The organism is Psychrobacillus sp. FSL W7-1457 (assembly GCF_038593405.1).
Lineage (GTDB): Bacteria > Bacillota > Bacilli > Bacillales_A > Planococcaceae > Psychrobacillus.
Window position 1 is genome coordinate 2,865,793 of sequence record NZ_CP151993.1, and the last position, 17,589, is coordinate 2,883,381.

Genomic DNA, 17,589 nt, shown 5'->3' on the forward strand with positions numbered 1-17,589 from the left:
GTAAATAAAACTAATGGCGTTCAATATATTTAAGCTAGAACAGTCTTTATCTCATTATCCATAGCAATAGAACACCACATTAAAATAATCGCGCAAATAAAAAAAGCGACTAACTCAACTAAGAGGAAGTCGCTAATTTCGAATTTGCAATTCATTTGTAAATTTTGAATGAAAATCAGTTGTTTCGATGAGAAGCTTATTCAGCTAGTAGAATAGAAGGGAACCTCACCTTTCGGTACCGTGCTTGTTCTAAATCTTGACAACTTAGAATACAATAGTCCGACCACTGTTGAAAAAACTTTTTGTTTAATGATAAATAACAAAAATAAATACTTATTATAAATACTTGTTATAAAAACATGAAATTTTGTTAAGAATAGAAATAAAAAAGAGAGGATAAATTCATGAATTTATTAAATGTAAAAAACCTTCTAGAAAAAATACACTCACAAAACGAAAACTTCTTTAAAAAAGTAGAATATGAGAACAAAGAATATAACTATCAGGAACTATATAAAGCATTCTGGGTATGTAACATAAGGATTAAAAACTCAATAGAACTTTTAGAGGTAATTGCATCTAAAGAGAACGATTAATCTTATGTATTCTTCTTTGATTTAGTTTTCTTCTAATTTCCTTTAAAAATTTTATTTCTTCATTTGTAAGATTAAAATTTCTTTTAAGTATAATCTCATCTGTATACTCAAGTATTTCTTCCGTTGTATAACCATTTTTAAATAGATTATCTAAATGGTTAAACTCTTTTTCTGTGACTTCGCAGTAAGGGATAGGTAGATTTTTAAATTCATTTGGAGTTAATTCCAGTACCCCACCACCATAATACCGTCCATTTAACTCACTCATTAAGAGAGTAAAAGAATTATAAAAACTAAACACAAGATTTTGTATCATATATCCATTTTTCATAATAATTCTATAACCCGAGTCAGTATTTAATACTTCCGCTGAGTTAACAATTATTTTAGGAATTAAATTTGACCTTTTAAAGAATATTCCTTCGGAAGCTTCTAAAAAGGGGATCTTGTACCATTGAGTTCTTTTCTTACACTTGTATCTAAGATGTATTTCTTGTTCGATACCTTCATTTAAGTATTTTCTGATTCCGTCTTGATATTCATTAATATCCATTTTATCAAAGAAAAGTAATTGAGTTGGAAGACCCTTTTCTTCTAATAAATTAAATTGTTCGTTAGTAAATTTAATACCCTTTGGTAGGTATGAACTCTTCTTTATAACAGGATAGCTATCATCTAACAGGCCATATTCAACTGCCCTGTTTTTATTAACAATAAAGTAGTTATTAGCAGCAGTAACTATTCCTGCTGTTGCCGTACAATATTTATTGACTTTTTCAAATTTTGTTTTCATATTATTAATAAAGTTTATATCTGAGTTTGACAATGAATAATTGGACCACTTTTCTTGGTCATTATAAAATATGGTATTAGGCTTCAATTTCAACTTTTTTCTTACATTATCCAAATCATTAATCTGAAAGTAATCTACGCTATTTGTCTTACCCTTTTCAGATAAAAATAAAATAATTACGTCTTGTTCTATTTTTTCAAATACTAATTCTTTAAATACGTAAATTTTTATTTCAACGAAACTTTTCAAAAGGAAACTCCTGAGTTCACTTGAGTAGTTAACCTGAAGGAATTCACTTGGTAATACAAAACAGAGTATACCATTGTCCTTTAACATCGATATAGATTTCAAAACAAAACTCATCCAAATATTTTTAAAATTCTTGGGGTCTAATCGGTGTTCCAAAAAGGTTGTTTCACTATTTAATATTTGTTTTTCTGAAAGCACTCTTTTATTAATAAATGGTGGGTTTCCAATAATAAGATCATATTTTCTTCCACTACTATTAAAATCTAAGAAATCCGTAGTGAATAAGTTAACCTTATCATACGTAGATCTATTTAACTTGTGCAATCTAACCTTTTCTATCTCTTCTTTATTTTTCTCCACTACATCAATCATTAAAGGTATTTCTTGTGGAATCAGTTCAGTATTTAGCAATGACTTAATAAAGACCCCATCTCCACAACTCGGTTCTAATATCTTTATATTCTGATTGTCAAATGCATAATTAGTGAAAATTTCGTTTACAATATATTCTGCTAAATAATCGGGTGTATAATATGCCCCATTCTCTTTCTTATAATCCATTAACTGACATCTCCGACGATATAAAACAGAAACTCATCAAATTCTAAACTTAATTCACCATATAACTTAAGAAGATCTTCATATTCAGCCTTATCTTTACATATATCCAATTTTACCTTTATCTTCTTCTTTACCTGCATTAGCTTCGTCAAATTCCATAATACCCTATGACGTTCTAAGTAAAATTTTAATTTGTTATACATATAATGACCAGTCTCTTTATCTTCACAAAAAATATTCCCTCTCGAGTCTCGATAAAAATAGGTATTATATTCTTCTAATATAGGATTTATGTATCCTATATTATTTAATATACTCACTTCTTCAGATTCAGAAGGCCAATCGTCGCTTTTAGTGAGATTACAAAATGGGCAAGAGTAAATTAAATTTTCATAAGTATTCTCTAAATGCGGGAACTTCGATTTCGGAGCAAAATGGTCTATATGGTATATTTTTGTCCCACCTAACCATCCATCATAAGAATCACAATACCCACATCGATTATTGAAGTCCTCTGCCAAATAGTTTTTATAACTTCTATAGTTAGAATAAGTTTTAGAACAATTTCTTACTGGTGTTTTCAGTCTTATTGGATTTTTAAAAATCATAATTTTTCTACTTCCTCTAGTATTTTTTCTGTTTTTGCTAATAGATTATCTAACTTATCTTGATAGAATTTGGTTTTGATACTAAGTGATAACGCATCTTTTTTGCTAATACGTTTTTCAATAAATGAATCCAATTCAATTATCCTTTCCTGTTGTTTCAATGTCGGAGAAGGAACCCTTTTTAGTTCGATCAATTCCAATTCGGCTTTCTTCACTAATTGAATAAAATTTTCAGCTTGTCTTTTAATTCTTCGATTCAACACAGTTGGATCATCGAAGTATTGAGATTTGTCATAAACCTTATTAACATCTATTAGTTCTTGTTCGGCATTATCACCAAAAGCAGTTAATATAAATGATGGATAGTTTTCTATATACTCTTCTAATTTTACTAATAAATCAACTCCGGTATATTTAATATTAGGTCTTGTTGTACTAAGTTTAAAATCAACAAGTAAAGCTTTCACATTTAACATAATAACTTCTTGTACCATTTCCTCTATATCTTCAAGTAATGGAACTTCAATAAATTCGAAGTTTTCCTGCCGACCCTTCCGCTTAATTCTGTTAATGTTCTGTTTTTCATCATCTATTATTCCTACATAAAAATTACTCATTCTATAACAATCCCTTCATCCTTACGCAAAGGAAGGATAATTTTCAGCCCAAATCCTGGCCTCTTCTTAGTTATTTCTACAGTTCCTTTGTATTCTCCAACAGTAGATTTAACAATCCACATACCTAAACCAGTCCCTATTTCCCTACCAAGTGAATCCCTTTTAGTTGTATAAAACGAGTCAAATATCTCATTTTCATTTTGTATATCCTTCGAAAGTCCCGGGCCGGAATCTTCATACAATATATTGATTTTATTATCATCTACATAAAAATTAATTGATATATCTCGAATCTCTGAGGCATCTCTCCTCTGAAAAGCATCCACTGAGTTTGCAATTAGATTATTGAAGATACTATCAATATCAATTGGGAAAATCCTTATAAAACAGCGCTCATTTCTTGATTTCGGAACTTTTAGATTGACCATAGAGTATGAAAGGGAGTGTCTCCATATCTTTTCAAATTCTTTAAACACCTGGTACAAATCCACCTTTTTCCTCTTCCTTTTATCTTTTCTAATAGCATCCAGTGAAAAATCCAACCAGTTTTTCAGCCTAGTATCCTGTTCTCTAAACTCCCTAATTAATTCAAATGGATTATCTTCTTGTCTTAGTGTTTGGAGCACTTCTTGTGGTATTACCTCAGTAAGTATGTCTGACAATTCTTCTGTTCTTGGAAGTATATTTGCAGAGATATTCTTCAGCTCATGAGCAAAAGAAGTAATAACTAAGCCAGTGCTTGCAAGTGCTTTTAGCATATTCATTTCGGAAATTAATTCTTCTTTTTCCTTTTCGAAATCTAAAACTCTTTCCGCAAGGAATACTTTTTGATAATCAGGGGATTTTTTTGCTGTTTCAAAATCTATATTTTTAAAACTTGTACTTGTTTGTTTGATAACTTGATTGGCTATTTGCCTAGCTTCTTTCTTTTTTTGTTCATTTTCGTTATTTTGTTCATATAATGTATTCATCGCTCTCATGACCGTTTGCCTATCATTTTCGAATAACCTGATAATATTGATGATAAGAGTTTTAAATAAAATAAATACATCGTTTTCTTGAAGTCCTTCTCGACTTGATTTATCTTCGAAATTAATATTTGTGAGTCGCGAGATATTTATTGATCCTGAAACTTGGTTTGGTCTAACTCTCCACTTTCCACTTTCATGTGACGGTGCCGCAGGACTCCTATCAGCCCTATCTCCCAAATTAAGCCAATCAAAGGAATTACCTTCAATTTCTCCATATGGTCGAATTCTAAACATGTCCCTAAATAATTTAATTCCTCCAAATTTACTTAACCAATCATTACGTAATTTTTGATTAAAATCCTTATAGAAATATTTATTTTTATCTGATTTCCCATAATTTTTCTTCATAAAGTATAGGGTGAAGTCAAAGACTCCTATATCTTCAATATGCTCTCCTCTATAGCCAGGAATAAGCTCACTAATTTCATATTCCTTTTCGTAAAAACCATCGAGGAATGTCTTTTTAAAATAAGGAGGTGTGTTAAGGGATGGCATTGAGAACAGTTTTTCATCAATCGAGTCAGTATCAAATTCACTTCTGAATGTAGAAACCCTTATTTTCTTGTCCTCTGTAAATTCTGCAAATATTTTATAATCGAAATCATCACATATAGAGTTCTCAACTTTTCCATATTTCTTTGAATTATGTTTATCTATTACGTAGATTTCAAATACTTTCTGTTCAATGGGAGGAATTAATGTTTCTAAATTCCCATAAATTTTTTCAACAATTTTAGGTTTCCAAGTATCTCTTAAATTACTAATTTTTATAATTGTCCCATGTAATAATTTATGTTTTTGTAACTTATTTTTCAGTCCTTCATTGATATCTTTTAACGTTTTTAATACTTCATTGGAAAAATTCTGAATGGATATTTCCTCTAATTGAGCACTTACATCATCAATAATATCTTTGCTCTCAAAATCCCCCCAACACACTTTCCATTCGAAAGCACTGTTTCTTCCTTTTGGTACTGTTAGCATTTCACAATTATTACCAAGTCGATCCAATGCAAATCGACCTATCCCCTTTGCCCCGGTTCTAATTCTACCATCGTCACTAAAAATATTTTTTTCTTTATGATTAGTTCCTATAGTCATCCAATAATCTTCTATTATTTTATCCGTCATTCCAGAGCCATTATCAATTATGTATATATTATTTAAATCCTGAAGTAGCCTCTCAAACCTTTCAAATTCATTATTATCATAAAAGTCTTTAAGGACGTACTTACTATCCACCCTATCATACAGTGATTGAATTAAATTCTTTATTACTGGATTATCAATCGTTTCTTCAACTTCCTTACAACTAAATTCCCCAGGTGCAAATGGATATTTAATATCAAAAAGTATGATACAAAGAGAACTATCAGCATCATAGCAATTTTTTACAAGTTCGATGATAGCACCATCAGCATTCGATACATTCTCTCTTCCTATAAGCCTTGCCGTTCTCGCTGAAACCTTAAATGGTATTTCTCTCATTTTTATCCTCCTTAAGATTAAATTTCCTCTTAATACAATTTTACTACATACTTTTTATAAGTAAATCTACTTGTTTATAAAGTAATGCATTTCCATTTTTTTCACATCTTTCATTAATAATTATCGATAGAGACACAACTCTTACTCCGTCTTCCTTTAAAACTATTCTTAGTGGATTCTTAATTGAGATTAATAATTCTCCGTATACGTAGGTTAAGGTGTTACTCCTTCGATAGTTCAAAGAATAGGATATTTGAGCCTTAAATTTTCAAGAAAACTATAATACAACTTTCTATTTTATTGAATTTTTTGGTGCTTTATCAATAAACTTTTCCTTGGATTTTCTTGTTAGATAAGCAGAATGATTTTACTTTATCTGATACAGATAACGTGGTCTATTTGGGAGTATCCCGTTGACGATTCAGGGTTTTTAACTAATAAATCACAAAAGTACAAATAATATTTTTGCATTTGGGATAGTTGAATGTCAATTTTGTATTCTCCGAGCTCACCTTTTCTAACTGTAATTCGTTCATCATTTATTCTTGTTGCCTCACAGTATGCCTTTTTTATAGTGCCTGGAGTTCGTTTCATACCAAATTTAGAAATATAATTTGCCTCACTTTGGAAATAAACTTCGATATAATTATATCGACACAAAATAGAATTTGTTTTGACATCTTTCTGCTTACTCCACATTCATTGTGTTTATTTTACAGGTTGTTTTCTCGATTCCATTTTCACTCTTTAACTTTTTTTGCCTTCTTTAGTCACACTTAGGACACTTAGGTGGATTTTTATAGCTATAATTATAATCAAAAGAAGACTGGATTATTATTTATGATTTGAATATTTCAGTTAAATGTTACTGGAAAGACACTAGAAAAAGAAGACGTGTATATTATAGAAGCAATAAATCAAGAAGATGCAATAAGAATTGCTGTAGAAAGAGGAGCTTATAGATTTCGAGCAATATACGAAGATTTTAATAACTTAACGAATGAACATCAGTTAATGATGCGAGTATATTATTGATGACTTTTCAAACTAAAATGAATTACGAAAATTATTAAAGGAACATGAAAGAAAATAACCCCACCTTCATAAGGTGAGGGCTATAAATTTTTTTATTAGGTAAAAGAAGAATCTATCACAACCCCAACCTTCTTTATCTCTATCAAATTTCTGTAAATACACTGGATGGTCGCTAGATACACCGTTTGGATAAACCTTTTTTAACTCCGTACAGTTTTTAAATCCGGTTTTTACTGGTGTCGAGGTTGCTTCGTTACTGGAATTACCACAGGTTTTGTTTCTTCTTGTAATACTAGTTTGCAACCAGTTAAGAATTAGAATAGATTGAATTAGACACTGCGCTCTATACAAATTGTCTTAACAAAAACAACGATATGTGTTAAATCGAAATGGATAAAAACAACATCAATAATATCTAAGGAATAGTAGCTACTGATTTATTTTTTATAAATAATCTGATAATACTTCTATTTATTAGTAACAAACAGTGTGTGTTCCGCTTATCAATAAACTCAATTTTAACAAAAATAGCAGCTAAGCAAAGAGGAACAGGTATTCAGATTAGTTTATACATTATAAAATGGACAATCTCTTTTATAAAAACTAACCTGCAATTGGATAGCAGTAATAAATGAATTTTTCCTACAAATTAAACAAATAAATCGGTAGCCATTTTTTTTGGTTCTACGTCAAATGTTGGGGGGATTCATTTCCACTCACCCATTTAACCAAGATGAACTCCGATTTCTTTATACTTTATATTCAATAAAATCTTTGCACGAAAGTGATCGAAGCGACGAAACCCATATGCGTTACGCTTCATCACTTTCGTTTTATTATTAATGCCCTCGAGGAAGCCATTCGAATAACCAAAACTAAAGCTATTTAATATCTCAGTTTGCCAGTTTTTAAAGGTTCGAATTGCTTTTATAAAGGCTGGAATTTTACTCTCCTCTACCTTACGGTAAAAAGCTTCTAATTGTTTTTTTACCTCGACCATATCCTCTGTCTCTTTTGCCCAATCAAACCACTTACAGTATGCCTCTTTTAGTTCATGTGCTTGTTTCAACGTTTTAGACATGCCTGTATAACGAGCTAAATACCAAGCGTTGGTTCCTGTTAGTTTCTCTTGTCTTTTGTACACTACATGGCGCATCCGCTTACACTTCTTTCGATCATACTCATGCCAATCTTTCTGGACATGACGACGAACCTCATCCAATGCCCAATAAATATATCGACAGTAATGGAAACGATCTGCGACTATCACTGGCTGGCCCAAGGCCTTCCGCACCGCTGCTTTAAAGCTAGGATTCATATCCATCACCACGATTTCCACATCAGCCCCATGCTTGGATAGGTAGTCTTTCACTGTTTCCTTTCGGCGATTCAGTAATATATCAAGTGGTTCATGTGTTTCAGCATTGGCAATAACCAACTGATAGGTGCCTGCATCTGTGTCTCCTTTATATTCATCGATCGCAATCGCTTTTGGCAGGCAGACACCACTGAGAAGCTCTCTTTTCGCAGCCTCTTTAAACCGTCTAATCACTGTGGAACTCGAAGAACCAAGTATTTCGCTTGCCTCTTTGAAAGTCTTAGCTTTGATGGAACGAATACGTACGACCTGATTCCATTCTCTTGAGAAACGCTGATATCTATCCACGAAAGGGGATTTCTCCGAAAAACGCTTCCCACATGGACAGGAATAACGACGACGCTTATAAAATAATATAGTCAATCGTTCAAACCATTTTAAATGCTTGATCTTTTGAATCCGATAGTCATGGACTTTGGACGTTAGTTGATGACAGTTTGGACAGCTATGCGCTTTCTTGGGCAATGACACATGAAGGGCAATTCGCTCACCAAGTTCCTCCACCTTGTGAATAGTTACACCTTTTAATCCTGGGACATTCATGGTAAAATTCATATGCACGTAGCTCCTTTTCATACTTGTTTCTCGACAATTCAAGTATAAAAGAATCGGAAGTTACGTGCATTTTTTTATGTGCAATTGTAGGAAAACCCCAACAAATATTATAGAACCTTTTTTTTGAAAGGAAAACTTTTATAGTGAAATATAACGGATATAATCTATTAGTAGATACATCTACATCGTAGGTAGGAGGTATAGTGAATCCTTACTTTTCTTATGATGGGCCAGAGGAATTAAATATTGAAGCTGGGGTTGGAAGAGCTTTATACAGATATTTATATCTTAATCATCCCGAATCAGACACCTTCGTAAATAAGATGGGTAATAAGATGGGTTATGAAAATACATTTTATTACATGGTCTATTCTTATCCTATTATGAAACGTATAGAAAAATAGAAAATATTTTTGGAACAATTATGCTTGTCCTTCCGAATTAGATCTCCAAGCTGATATAGTTATCACTAATATAGAACAAACAGCAAAAGAACATTCAATTGACGCCTACGAAACTTTTACTCTAAGTTATGCAAATTATTTAATCAACGGTAGAGAAAAAAAATTATGCAAGTAAATTACTTCCAAGATTATCTTTGGGCAATAAATATGAATGTATTTTTGACTAGAAATAATATTTCTCCATATCCGATATTAATATTGAAAATCACAGCATTTTTCACTCTAATTATATAATAAAATCAGCTTTATTCAAAAAAGAAGTAAGTATCCCTTTATACGAGTGGGCTATTATCAATAATTTCAATCAACCTGATTTCATTAAACGAATCAATAATATTTTGAGTTAATTAAGAAGGATTTAGAGAGAAACAACCCCTTATATAATCAAATTAAAAATGGAACAAACGTAAGAGATAACGTTTATCTTCTTCATAACAGAATCCAAAATAAATGGAGATCTTTTTTCTTGGGTGTATTCAATGCTTCTGAACTTTTAGGCGCTTACTCTCGCATGCTGAATTGGAAATAAAAGATATTAAAGGTTTTAATAAAGAAGATGATTTAACTGCTGAAGAAATAGTAAAAATGTGGCGAAAGAAAGCTTTATTACCTAGCAATTCACAATTCGAACATCTATTTAGAGTGTGGTATATAGCTACATCCATACTTTTTATTAAACTGGTTGAGACTTAATCACATTAATCCTAATACTGAAAATGCATCAAATAATTCTTATGGGACCTTAGAAAAGTGAAACTACCAAGATATACGCTCAATTAAGCGGAAGGCAAAGATACACATAAAGTCACTACTTATCGAAAAAAATAAAGCATAAAATTTCCTAAAATAAAATAAAGCATAAAGTTTCCAAAAGGAAATTTTATGCTTTATGTCACAATACCACTACGTTTATAGTAGTTTTTAATATGGAGACGGCGGGATTTGAACCCGCGTCCAGAAACTCTAACACTTAAGCTTCTACGCGTGTATCTTACCTATTTGAAGTTTCGCGTAGCATTATGCCGATAAGCGGGCGTCCTGTACGCTAACTTGGAAATCTCTTGCTGACAGCTCAAGTGGCACTGCCAACCGTATCCCACTAAGAGTGAGCTCTACCTAGCCACATGGGCGATGGATAGATAAAGCAGATCCGAGCTTACGCTGCGAATGCTAAGTTGTTGTTTGTTTTGCCTGTTATTATAAGGTCCGTTTTTACAGAGCCGAGCCTCTGACGCGCAACTCAAGCTTAGACTATCCCTGTCGAATCCATAACGTCCCCGTTTATGGAATAATGTAAGCTTCGTTACATAGATAACTATACATCAAATTAGGTCAAAATTCAAGTGGTACGTCCTTCCACTATCCGGATAAAGAGGAAGCTTGTTAGCGTTGGGCATCCTTGAATGCTCGCTCGATGTCGCGTTTTGCTTCTTTTTTCTTTAATGTGTCGCGCTTGTCGTAATCCTTTTTCCCTTTACCGATGCCGATTAGGACCTTCGCGTAGCCATTCTTTAAGTACATTTTGAGCGGTACAATCGTGAAGCCCTCACGCTTTGTTTCGCCGATTAGCGAGCTGATTTGCTTCTTGTGCAGCAATAGCTTGCGAGAACGCAGCGGATCGTGGTTGAAGCGGTTACCCTGCTCGTAGGGACTGATGTGCATGTTGGAGATCCATGCCTCGTTGTTACGAATGCGAACAAATGCATCCTTTAGCTGCACCTTCCCGTTACGAATGGATTTGATCTCGGTCCCTTGTAGGACGATACCTGCCTCGATTGTTTCCTCGATAAAATAGTCATGATTGGCCTTCTTGTTTTGTGCTAGTGGCTTGTCGTCATGCTTCTTTGCCATTCTATTCACCCCTGTCTAAAGCTAGGTGGAGCGACCTGGGCCGCTCCCTCTTTATTTTTTCTTTGGTCGCTTGCGTTTTTGAGATTTCTTCGCAACGCCCTCGTAGAATTTCTTTTTCTGATTTGGTCCTTTTTTCGGTCCTGGCTGTGATTTGTCTTTTCTATCCTTGCCAGAGCCTTTTTTCGATGCATGGATGACCTTAGGACTTTCCTTACGCGTGCTGCGGCCAAACGCTTTCTTCATGCCGACAACCTCGAAGTCGATGGCAGCCTCTTCTGGCTTAACACCGGAAACCTTAACCGTCACCTCGTCACCGATACGGAACTGCTTACCAGAGCGCTCCCCGATCATCATCATTTGACGGTCGTCAAAGCGGTAGTAGTCGTCTGTCATGTTTGTCACATGGACAAGACCCTCAATCGTGTTTGGAAGCTCGATGAACATACCGAAGTTCGTAACCGAGCTCACGATACCTTCAAATTCCTCACCAATTTTATCTGCCATATATTGTGCTTTTTTCAGTGCATCCGTGTCACGCTCTGCATCTACTGCACGGCGCTCGCGTTTTGACGTATGCTCTGCGATGTCGTCGATGATCGCACCCCAATGGTTAACCGTTGCGGATGATACATCTCCATTCACTAAATACGTACGGATCAGACGGTGTACGATCAAGTCAGGGTAACGACGGATTGGAGAGGTGAAATGCGTATAGAACTCGGTCGATAAACCAAAGTGACCGAGACATTCTCCGTAATATTTTGCCTGCTGTAAAGAACGAAGCAGCATCGTCGAGATAACTGGCTCCTCTGGCATTCCCTCGATGCTTTCAATGATTTCTTGAAGTGCTTTCGGGTGAATGTCATTGCCTGTTCCTTTTACAACTAAGCCGAAGTTTGTCAGGAATCCGAAGAAGCGTTGAAGCTTTTCAGGCTTAGGGTCTTCATGGATACGGTAAATGAATGGCACATCCATCCATTTAAAGTGCTCTGCTACGGTTTCATTGGCAGCTAGCATGAATTCCTCGATCAGCTTCTCTGCCACCGTACGCTCACGAATAGCGACCTCTGTTGGCCAGCCATCGTCATCTACTAGAATTTTAGCCTCTGGGAAGTCGAAATCGATTGCTCCGCGTTCCTCACGTTTCTTTCTAAGCACTGCCGCAAGCTCTGCCATGTTCTCGAACATTGGCACAAGGTCCTTATAGCGCTCGATTAAATCCTCATCTTTTTCTTCTAAAATTTTATAAACGTCTGAGTACGTCATACGCTCTGTTGTACGGATCACACTTTGGAAAATCTCATGGGATGTTACCATACCAGAGCCGTTGATGATCATTTCACATGATAGTGTTAAACGATCGACCTGTGGGTTCAATGAACAAATACCATTCGATAGACGGTGTGGAATCATCGGAATAACACGGTCTGTTAAATACACACTCGTTCCGCGGTCATATGCCTCACGGTCAAGCGCTGATCCTTCTGTTACATAGTGGCTTACGTCAGCTATATGTACGCCAAGCTTATATGTACCGTCAGGCAGCTTCGTTACAGTAACTGCATCATCCAAGTCCTTTGCATCTGCTCCGTCAATCGTCACGATGACTTCATCACGAAGATCCCTGCGTCCCTCTAAATCACCTTCTGCGATTTGGTCAGGCACAGCCTCTGCTTGGTCGATTACCTCTTTCGGGAAGTCGATCGTGATGCCATGCTTGTAGATGATCGATAGAATATCTACGCCTGGATCATTTTTGTGACCAAGAATTTTCGTAACGATACCTGTTGCAGACTTTCTTTCATTCGGCCAGTCCGTGATTTCTACCACTACCTTGTGACCGTCTACCGCACCTAATGTGTCGCCTTTTGCGACAAATACGTCCATTGGCACTTTTTTGTCGTCTGGTATCACGAAGCCGAAGCCTTTATTGTCCTGGAACGTTCCGACAACTTGGGACATCCCGCGCTGCGTGATTTTGATGATCGTACCTTCTCTGCGGTCTCCGGATGATTCCTTCGATACGCGTACAAGCACCTTATCACCGTTTACTGCTCCGTTAATTTCCGTAGGGGGAATAAAAATATCATCCATTCCACTTTCCTCCGGTGTCACAAAGCCGAAGCCTTTTGCATGACCGATGAAGCTCCCGACGATTAAATTCATGCGAGATGGGACACCATAACGATTAGATCGTGAACGGACAACTGCACCAGCGTCCTCCATGGACACTAGTGTTTTGACTAGCTCCTTGAAGTCGTCGGCCTCGGTCATTTCAAAATGGTCCTCTAGCTCCTTCGTGGTCATTGGTTTATATTCTTCTGAATTCATTAATTCTAATAATTGTTCTTTCATATTTTCCATCTAAACATCCCTCCCTTTTCAGCGTGTGCGGAAATGGTCTATTTTACACATTCCAATCCAGCGATTCTAAAAAGTTTAATATATCTTCATGTAGCGTTTCCTTTTCTGGTCCTAGCGTAATGACGTGGCCAGATTCCTCGTACCAGTTCAGCTTTTTCTCTAGTGATTCCGACTGCTCGTAAATATAGTTCGCAGAGTTTATATCAATCACCAAGTCTTTTTTGCCCTGTGTAACGAGAAGCGGAGCATATATATGATCCACATGATCGCGGACCTCGTAGACGAATTCTCGCAGCTCGCCCAATGTCTGCATCGGGTTTTGGCGAATCTTCTCTACTTCTTCTTCTATTTGCTCGTCGCTTTTACCTTCATATTTCTTGTATTCCTTGGCATATTTTATGACGCCCTCGAACATAACGTCCGTCGTTTTCATTGTCATCGGAGAGCACATCGTTACGATTCCCTTTACAGGCACTGTATACCCCAATTTCAACGAAAATACGCCTCCAAGCGATAATCCGGCTACCGCAATCTCTTCGTAGCCAGCTGCCTTTAAGCGGTCGTATGCCTTCATGACATCCTTCCACCAATCTTTTGGGCCGGTTTCGAGCAGCTCCTCTGGCGGTACACCATGTCCCTTATAGTGTGGAGCGATCGAGGTGTATCCATTCTTTTCCAAAAAACGTCCCAGCATCCGCACGTCGGACGAATTGCCAGTAAATCCATGTAGTAACAATACCGCTCGCTTCCCACCCTCAAAGAAGAACGGCTTTGGTGTTGTGATGCGCATTCCAATAAAACCTCCTGTTTCCATCAACACTGCTATTTTACTAGTATATACCTTTCCCTTATTAATTTTATCTTATGTATGCCCAAATATAAAAGAAAACGCCTAACCATTTGAAAGTATGGTTAGGCGTATACATTCGTTTTTTTAAAATTTAGTAACAGCTATCGTTAATACGAAGAATAATACAGCAAGCACGATAGTCGCTCTATGTAAGATTAAATCCATACCACGAGCTTTCTGTTTTCCAAAGAGTTGTTCAGCTCCCCCGGAGATGGCTCCTGATAGCCCAGCACTTTTCCCTGATTGTAATAATACTACTACGATCAAAGCAAGCGAGACGATGATTAATAATGTCATTAATAATGTATTCATTGTTACACCTCCCGATTAGAACATCACAACAATATAATTTTACCAAATTTAAATAGAACTGACAACAGTCTATCAATTTTAAAGTAGTTATCTAAATAATATCATATATTTTCTCATAATCTAGCGTTAAAATGAAATAAGAAAGATTTAATGGTTTATATTGTCAAATACATAGAGAATGGGAAAGATTAATTGTGAACAAAAAATTATTTGCTATGACAAGCATTATCCTATTAGCATTAATCGCTATCGTGTATTGGTTTACATTAAAGGAAGAAACGAGACTACCCTCGGACAATTGGAGCAGAACCTTTTCCGTGGAAACGCCTGCAAACAATTATTCCAATTTTCAAGTTTTGAATGAGGAAAATGGTTATGTAATCACGCTTCGAAACTTCAAGGAGCAGGCTATTCTCTCCTGTGATTTAGACTTAATGTGTCAGGAAGCTCGCAGCCTTGCATTATCTAGCTCAAGCACGAACGTCTGGAGCAACGAGGCGGAATCTTATTTTATTAAAAACTATACTTTAATGCATTTCACAGAGAGCGGCACGACAGAAATCGCGAACGATGTACAGAACTTCGTGAAATCCGGAGACACGCTTGTCTATTGGACAAAGGACCACCAGCTAACCGTTTTGGATAACGGACAGGAGAAGTCTTACGAAGTGGCCGAGCCCATCTACGATGTAAAAATTATCGGGGAAAACATATTGGCCATTACAAAGGAAAGCCAAGGAGATCGCTTCGCCGTCTATCATCTAATAAACGCTCCGATTCAGCTTTTCAAGCTAATGAGTACAGCCAGTCTAGTATCCTCTATTCAAATGATCGAGCAGTCCCCAGGGACATTCCTGCTGCTCATGGATACAACGATGGTTTCCGGCGGTGCGAAAACAAAGGTCATCCAACAAGCTGCCTTTGACCTGTCACCAAACCAAGCCATCCAGCTGTCGAAGCTACCGTTCCAGCACGAAGAGGACGGTCGCACACTAGATGACATTACGCACGCCACGCTGTTTCAGCAGGACGGACAAACGCTAATAGCCTTTACTGCCACCCGCGCCGGCAATAAAAACCAAGTATTCCTCGGCGAACTAGCAGGTGGAAAAGTGCTTGCCACCTCCTTAACGAAGGCAGGTACAAGATACGAGCGTCCAGTGATTCTCAATAAAGACGAGGTCGCTTTTCTAGAGATGAACGGCTCTCAAAGGGAATTAGTTTATGCCTCCTCCGAACCTAGTAAAATAGAGGAAAGTAAACAAATTGCGAAAGAGGACTACAAGCAGGCTGCATACACCCAGTTCAGCAAATCCTTTAACGGCTTAATGCTCGTCCTGTTCGGCTTCGCTTGGATTATCCTAGCCTTTGCGATTTCCTATATAAGCACGGCGCTTTTAAATCGTTTTAGATTTGAAAGAACGTATACGCTTGGATTTATCATTCATGTAGTATCTTTGTTGGTATTACAGATATTCTTCCTGTACCGCTTCACGAAGGTGGAGACAACGATTGCGAACATCCCATTCATCACAGAAAGCTGGCAGTTCGTTGTTTTATTGGTAGCAGGAAGCTTACTATCGACCGTTCCATTACTTCTGGCCCGATATAAGCCGGAAGATGATGATTACACGTATATGGTTATATACGCGACCTTTATGAATCTAGCTGTCCTGTTTTTCTTGGTCGGGCCTTATATATTTTAATAGAAAGAGAGCAGGAGTGGATTCCTGCTCTCTTTTACTGCGGATAGGCTACTATGACCTCTCCATCCTTTGAAAGAGCCTGATAGGAAAAGGAATTCCATGTACCCTTCACGTCTAATAAAACAAATCTCTTTCCTGCGAGTTCAATAAAAGAAATATTCTTATATTCCTTTCCATTAGCCGTTATCACTAAATCATCAATGTGAGGGTCTTCTATGGACATGAGAAGAATGTACCCATTTTCATATCCGCTTGCTTGCCAAGGAATTTGGTCATCTGTTTCTGAAAGAATCTCACCCACACTAGCTATAACCCCTCTTTGCCCGGAGTAATTAATCATCTTCCATGTACCCATCCAATTTTGCTTTAGCCTAGCGACGACCGTGATAGAATGCGGAATCCTATAAAACGCTAACCACTCACCGTCTTGCTGTATAATACCGTAAACCTCTTCCACGCTCGACGACCAACTTTTCGTGTTCCGCAAGACATCCTCTTCCGTAGGATCCTGGCTCCAATTGTAAATTACATAAACGATAAAGAAGGCAAATAAGGTAATCGCAATGAGAAGCTTTTTTATAGCTGTCACTCTCCTATTTACAACTCTAATTTGTTAAATAATACTAAATTAGCGTATAGAAGTATAGAAGAGATTTTGATTAGGAAAGTGGGAGAGGGATTCACTCTGTATCCGGACGTGATTTAGGCTTTCTGCAAGGTTTATGCTTGTTTCCGCAAGGTTCTATGCTCTTTGTGCAAGGTTCTGCTCCGTCTCCGCAAGGTTTCACTTCATCTCTGCAAGGTTCCGCTCCATCTCCGCAAGGTTCTCCAAGTTGCCGATGCATCCTCCCTTTTTGCGCAACACTTTGCCCCATTTCTGCAACACTTCACTCCTTTAGCGCAACACTTACCCTATTTCCCGCAACTCTTTTATTTCCCGCAATACTTCCTCCCGTTCGCGCAACTCTTTGTCCCTTTACTGCAACACTTCGCTCCATTCGCGCAACACTTACCCTATTTCCCGCAACTCTTTTATTTCCCGCAATACTTCCTCCCGTTCGCGCAACACTTTGCCCCATTTCTGCAACACTTCACTCCTTTGGCGCAACACTTACCTCATTTCCCGCAACA

The 17,589-nt window shown here is 36.6% G+C and carries 15 protein-coding genes and 1 other RNA gene; 3 read left to right on the forward strand and 13 right to left on the reverse strand.

Going from position 1 to position 17,589, the window contains the following annotated elements:
* Positions 1–404: 404 nt before the first annotated feature.
* The gene (locus NSQ95_RS13955) at positions 405–596 is read left to right on the forward strand and encodes a hypothetical protein (protein WP_342559807.1); all 192 of its coding nucleotides are present in this window, start codon (positions 405–407) and stop codon (positions 594–596) included.
* Here NSQ95_RS13955 and NSQ95_RS13960 read toward each other — a convergent pair.
* The 6 genes from NSQ95_RS13960 to NSQ95_RS13985 all read right to left on the reverse strand — a co-directional run bounded on the left by NSQ95_RS13960 (position 580) and on the right by NSQ95_RS13985 (position 8,911).
* Entirely contained in the window at positions 580–2,199 is a 1,620-nt protein-coding gene (locus NSQ95_RS13960; RefSeq protein ID WP_342559809.1) for an Eco57I restriction-modification methylase domain-containing protein, read from the reverse strand. The two genes, NSQ95_RS13955 and NSQ95_RS13960, sit on opposite strands and share 17 nt — an antisense overlap.
* Positions 2,199–2,807, reverse strand: a complete 609-nt coding sequence (locus NSQ95_RS13965; RefSeq protein WP_342559810.1) for an HNH endonuclease — start codon at positions 2,805–2,807, stop codon at positions 2,199–2,201. The genes NSQ95_RS13960 and NSQ95_RS13965 overlap by 1 nt, the downstream gene beginning before the upstream one ends.
* On the reverse strand, positions 2,804–3,424 hold the full coding sequence (locus NSQ95_RS13970) for a hypothetical protein (RefSeq protein ID WP_342559811.1): 621 nt from the start codon (positions 3,422–3,424) through the stop codon (positions 2,804–2,806). The genes NSQ95_RS13965 and NSQ95_RS13970 overlap by 4 nt, the downstream gene beginning before the upstream one ends.
* Positions 3,421–5,943, reverse strand: coding sequence for a sensor histidine kinase (locus tag NSQ95_RS13975; protein ID WP_342559812.1), 2,523 nt, complete (start codon positions 5,941–5,943; stop codon positions 3,421–3,423). Before NSQ95_RS13975 ends, NSQ95_RS13970 begins: the two co-directional genes overlap by 4 nt.
* A gap of 1,101 nt (positions 5,944–7,044) precedes the next feature.
* Positions 7,045–7,329, reverse strand: coding sequence for an excalibur calcium-binding domain-containing protein (locus tag NSQ95_RS13980; protein WP_342559813.1), 285 nt, complete (start codon positions 7,327–7,329; stop codon positions 7,045–7,047).
* A gap of 373 nt (positions 7,330–7,702) precedes the next feature.
* Positions 7,703–8,911 (reverse strand): ISL3 family transposase, encoded by a 1,209-nt coding sequence (locus tag NSQ95_RS13985; protein WP_342559814.1) that lies wholly within the window; start codon positions 8,909–8,911, stop codon positions 7,703–7,705.
* 203 nt (positions 8,912–9,114) lie between these two features.
* On the opposite strand from NSQ95_RS13985, the gene NSQ95_RS13990 reads away from it, so the two are divergent.
* Positions 9,115–9,315, forward strand: coding sequence for a hypothetical protein (locus NSQ95_RS13990; RefSeq protein WP_342559815.1), 201 nt, complete (start codon positions 9,115–9,117; stop codon positions 9,313–9,315).
* A 984-nt stretch (positions 9,316–10,299) separates the two neighbouring features.
* On the opposite strand, the gene ssrA is transcribed toward NSQ95_RS13990, so the two are convergent.
* From ssrA to secG, 5 genes are all read right to left on the reverse strand, one after another.
* Positions 10,300–10,654, reverse strand: a transfer-messenger RNA (tmRNA) gene (gene ssrA / locus NSQ95_RS13995).
* Positions 10,655–10,758: 104 nt separating this feature from the next.
* On the reverse strand, positions 10,759–11,226 hold the full coding sequence (gene smpB / locus NSQ95_RS14000) for an SsrA-binding protein SmpB (RefSeq protein WP_169359955.1): 468 nt from the start codon (positions 11,224–11,226) through the stop codon (positions 10,759–10,761).
* Positions 11,227–11,277: 51 nt separating this feature from the next.
* Positions 11,278–13,590, reverse strand: a complete 2,313-nt coding sequence (rnr, locus tag NSQ95_RS14005) for a ribonuclease R (protein WP_342559816.1) — start codon at positions 13,588–13,590, stop codon at positions 11,278–11,280.
* A gap of 43 nt (positions 13,591–13,633) precedes the next feature.
* Positions 13,634–14,380 (reverse strand): carboxylesterase, encoded by a 747-nt coding sequence (locus NSQ95_RS14010; RefSeq protein WP_342559817.1) that lies wholly within the window; start codon positions 14,378–14,380, stop codon positions 13,634–13,636.
* 144 nt (positions 14,381–14,524) lie between these two features.
* Positions 14,525–14,752, reverse strand: a complete 228-nt coding sequence (gene secG / locus NSQ95_RS14015; RefSeq protein ID WP_169359958.1) for a preprotein translocase subunit SecG — start codon at positions 14,750–14,752, stop codon at positions 14,525–14,527.
* Between the two features lie 194 nt (positions 14,753–14,946).
* Between secG and NSQ95_RS14020 the strand changes: the two genes are divergently transcribed.
* Positions 14,947–16,458: a hypothetical protein gene (locus NSQ95_RS14020; RefSeq protein WP_342559818.1), complete on the forward strand. Its 1,512-nt coding sequence runs from the start codon at positions 14,947–14,949 to the stop codon at positions 16,456–16,458.
* A 34-nt stretch (positions 16,459–16,492) separates the two neighbouring features.
* On the opposite strand, the gene NSQ95_RS14025 is transcribed toward NSQ95_RS14020, so the two are convergent.
* Positions 16,493–17,047, reverse strand: coding sequence for a hypothetical protein (locus tag NSQ95_RS14025; RefSeq protein ID WP_342559819.1), 555 nt, complete (start codon positions 17,045–17,047; stop codon positions 16,493–16,495).
* A 91-nt stretch (positions 17,048–17,138) separates the two neighbouring features.
* Complete coding sequence (locus tag NSQ95_RS14030) at positions 17,139–17,303, reverse strand: hypothetical protein (RefSeq protein ID WP_342559820.1); 165 nt, start codon at positions 17,301–17,303, stop codon at positions 17,139–17,141.
* Positions 17,304–17,589: the final 286 nt, after the last annotated feature.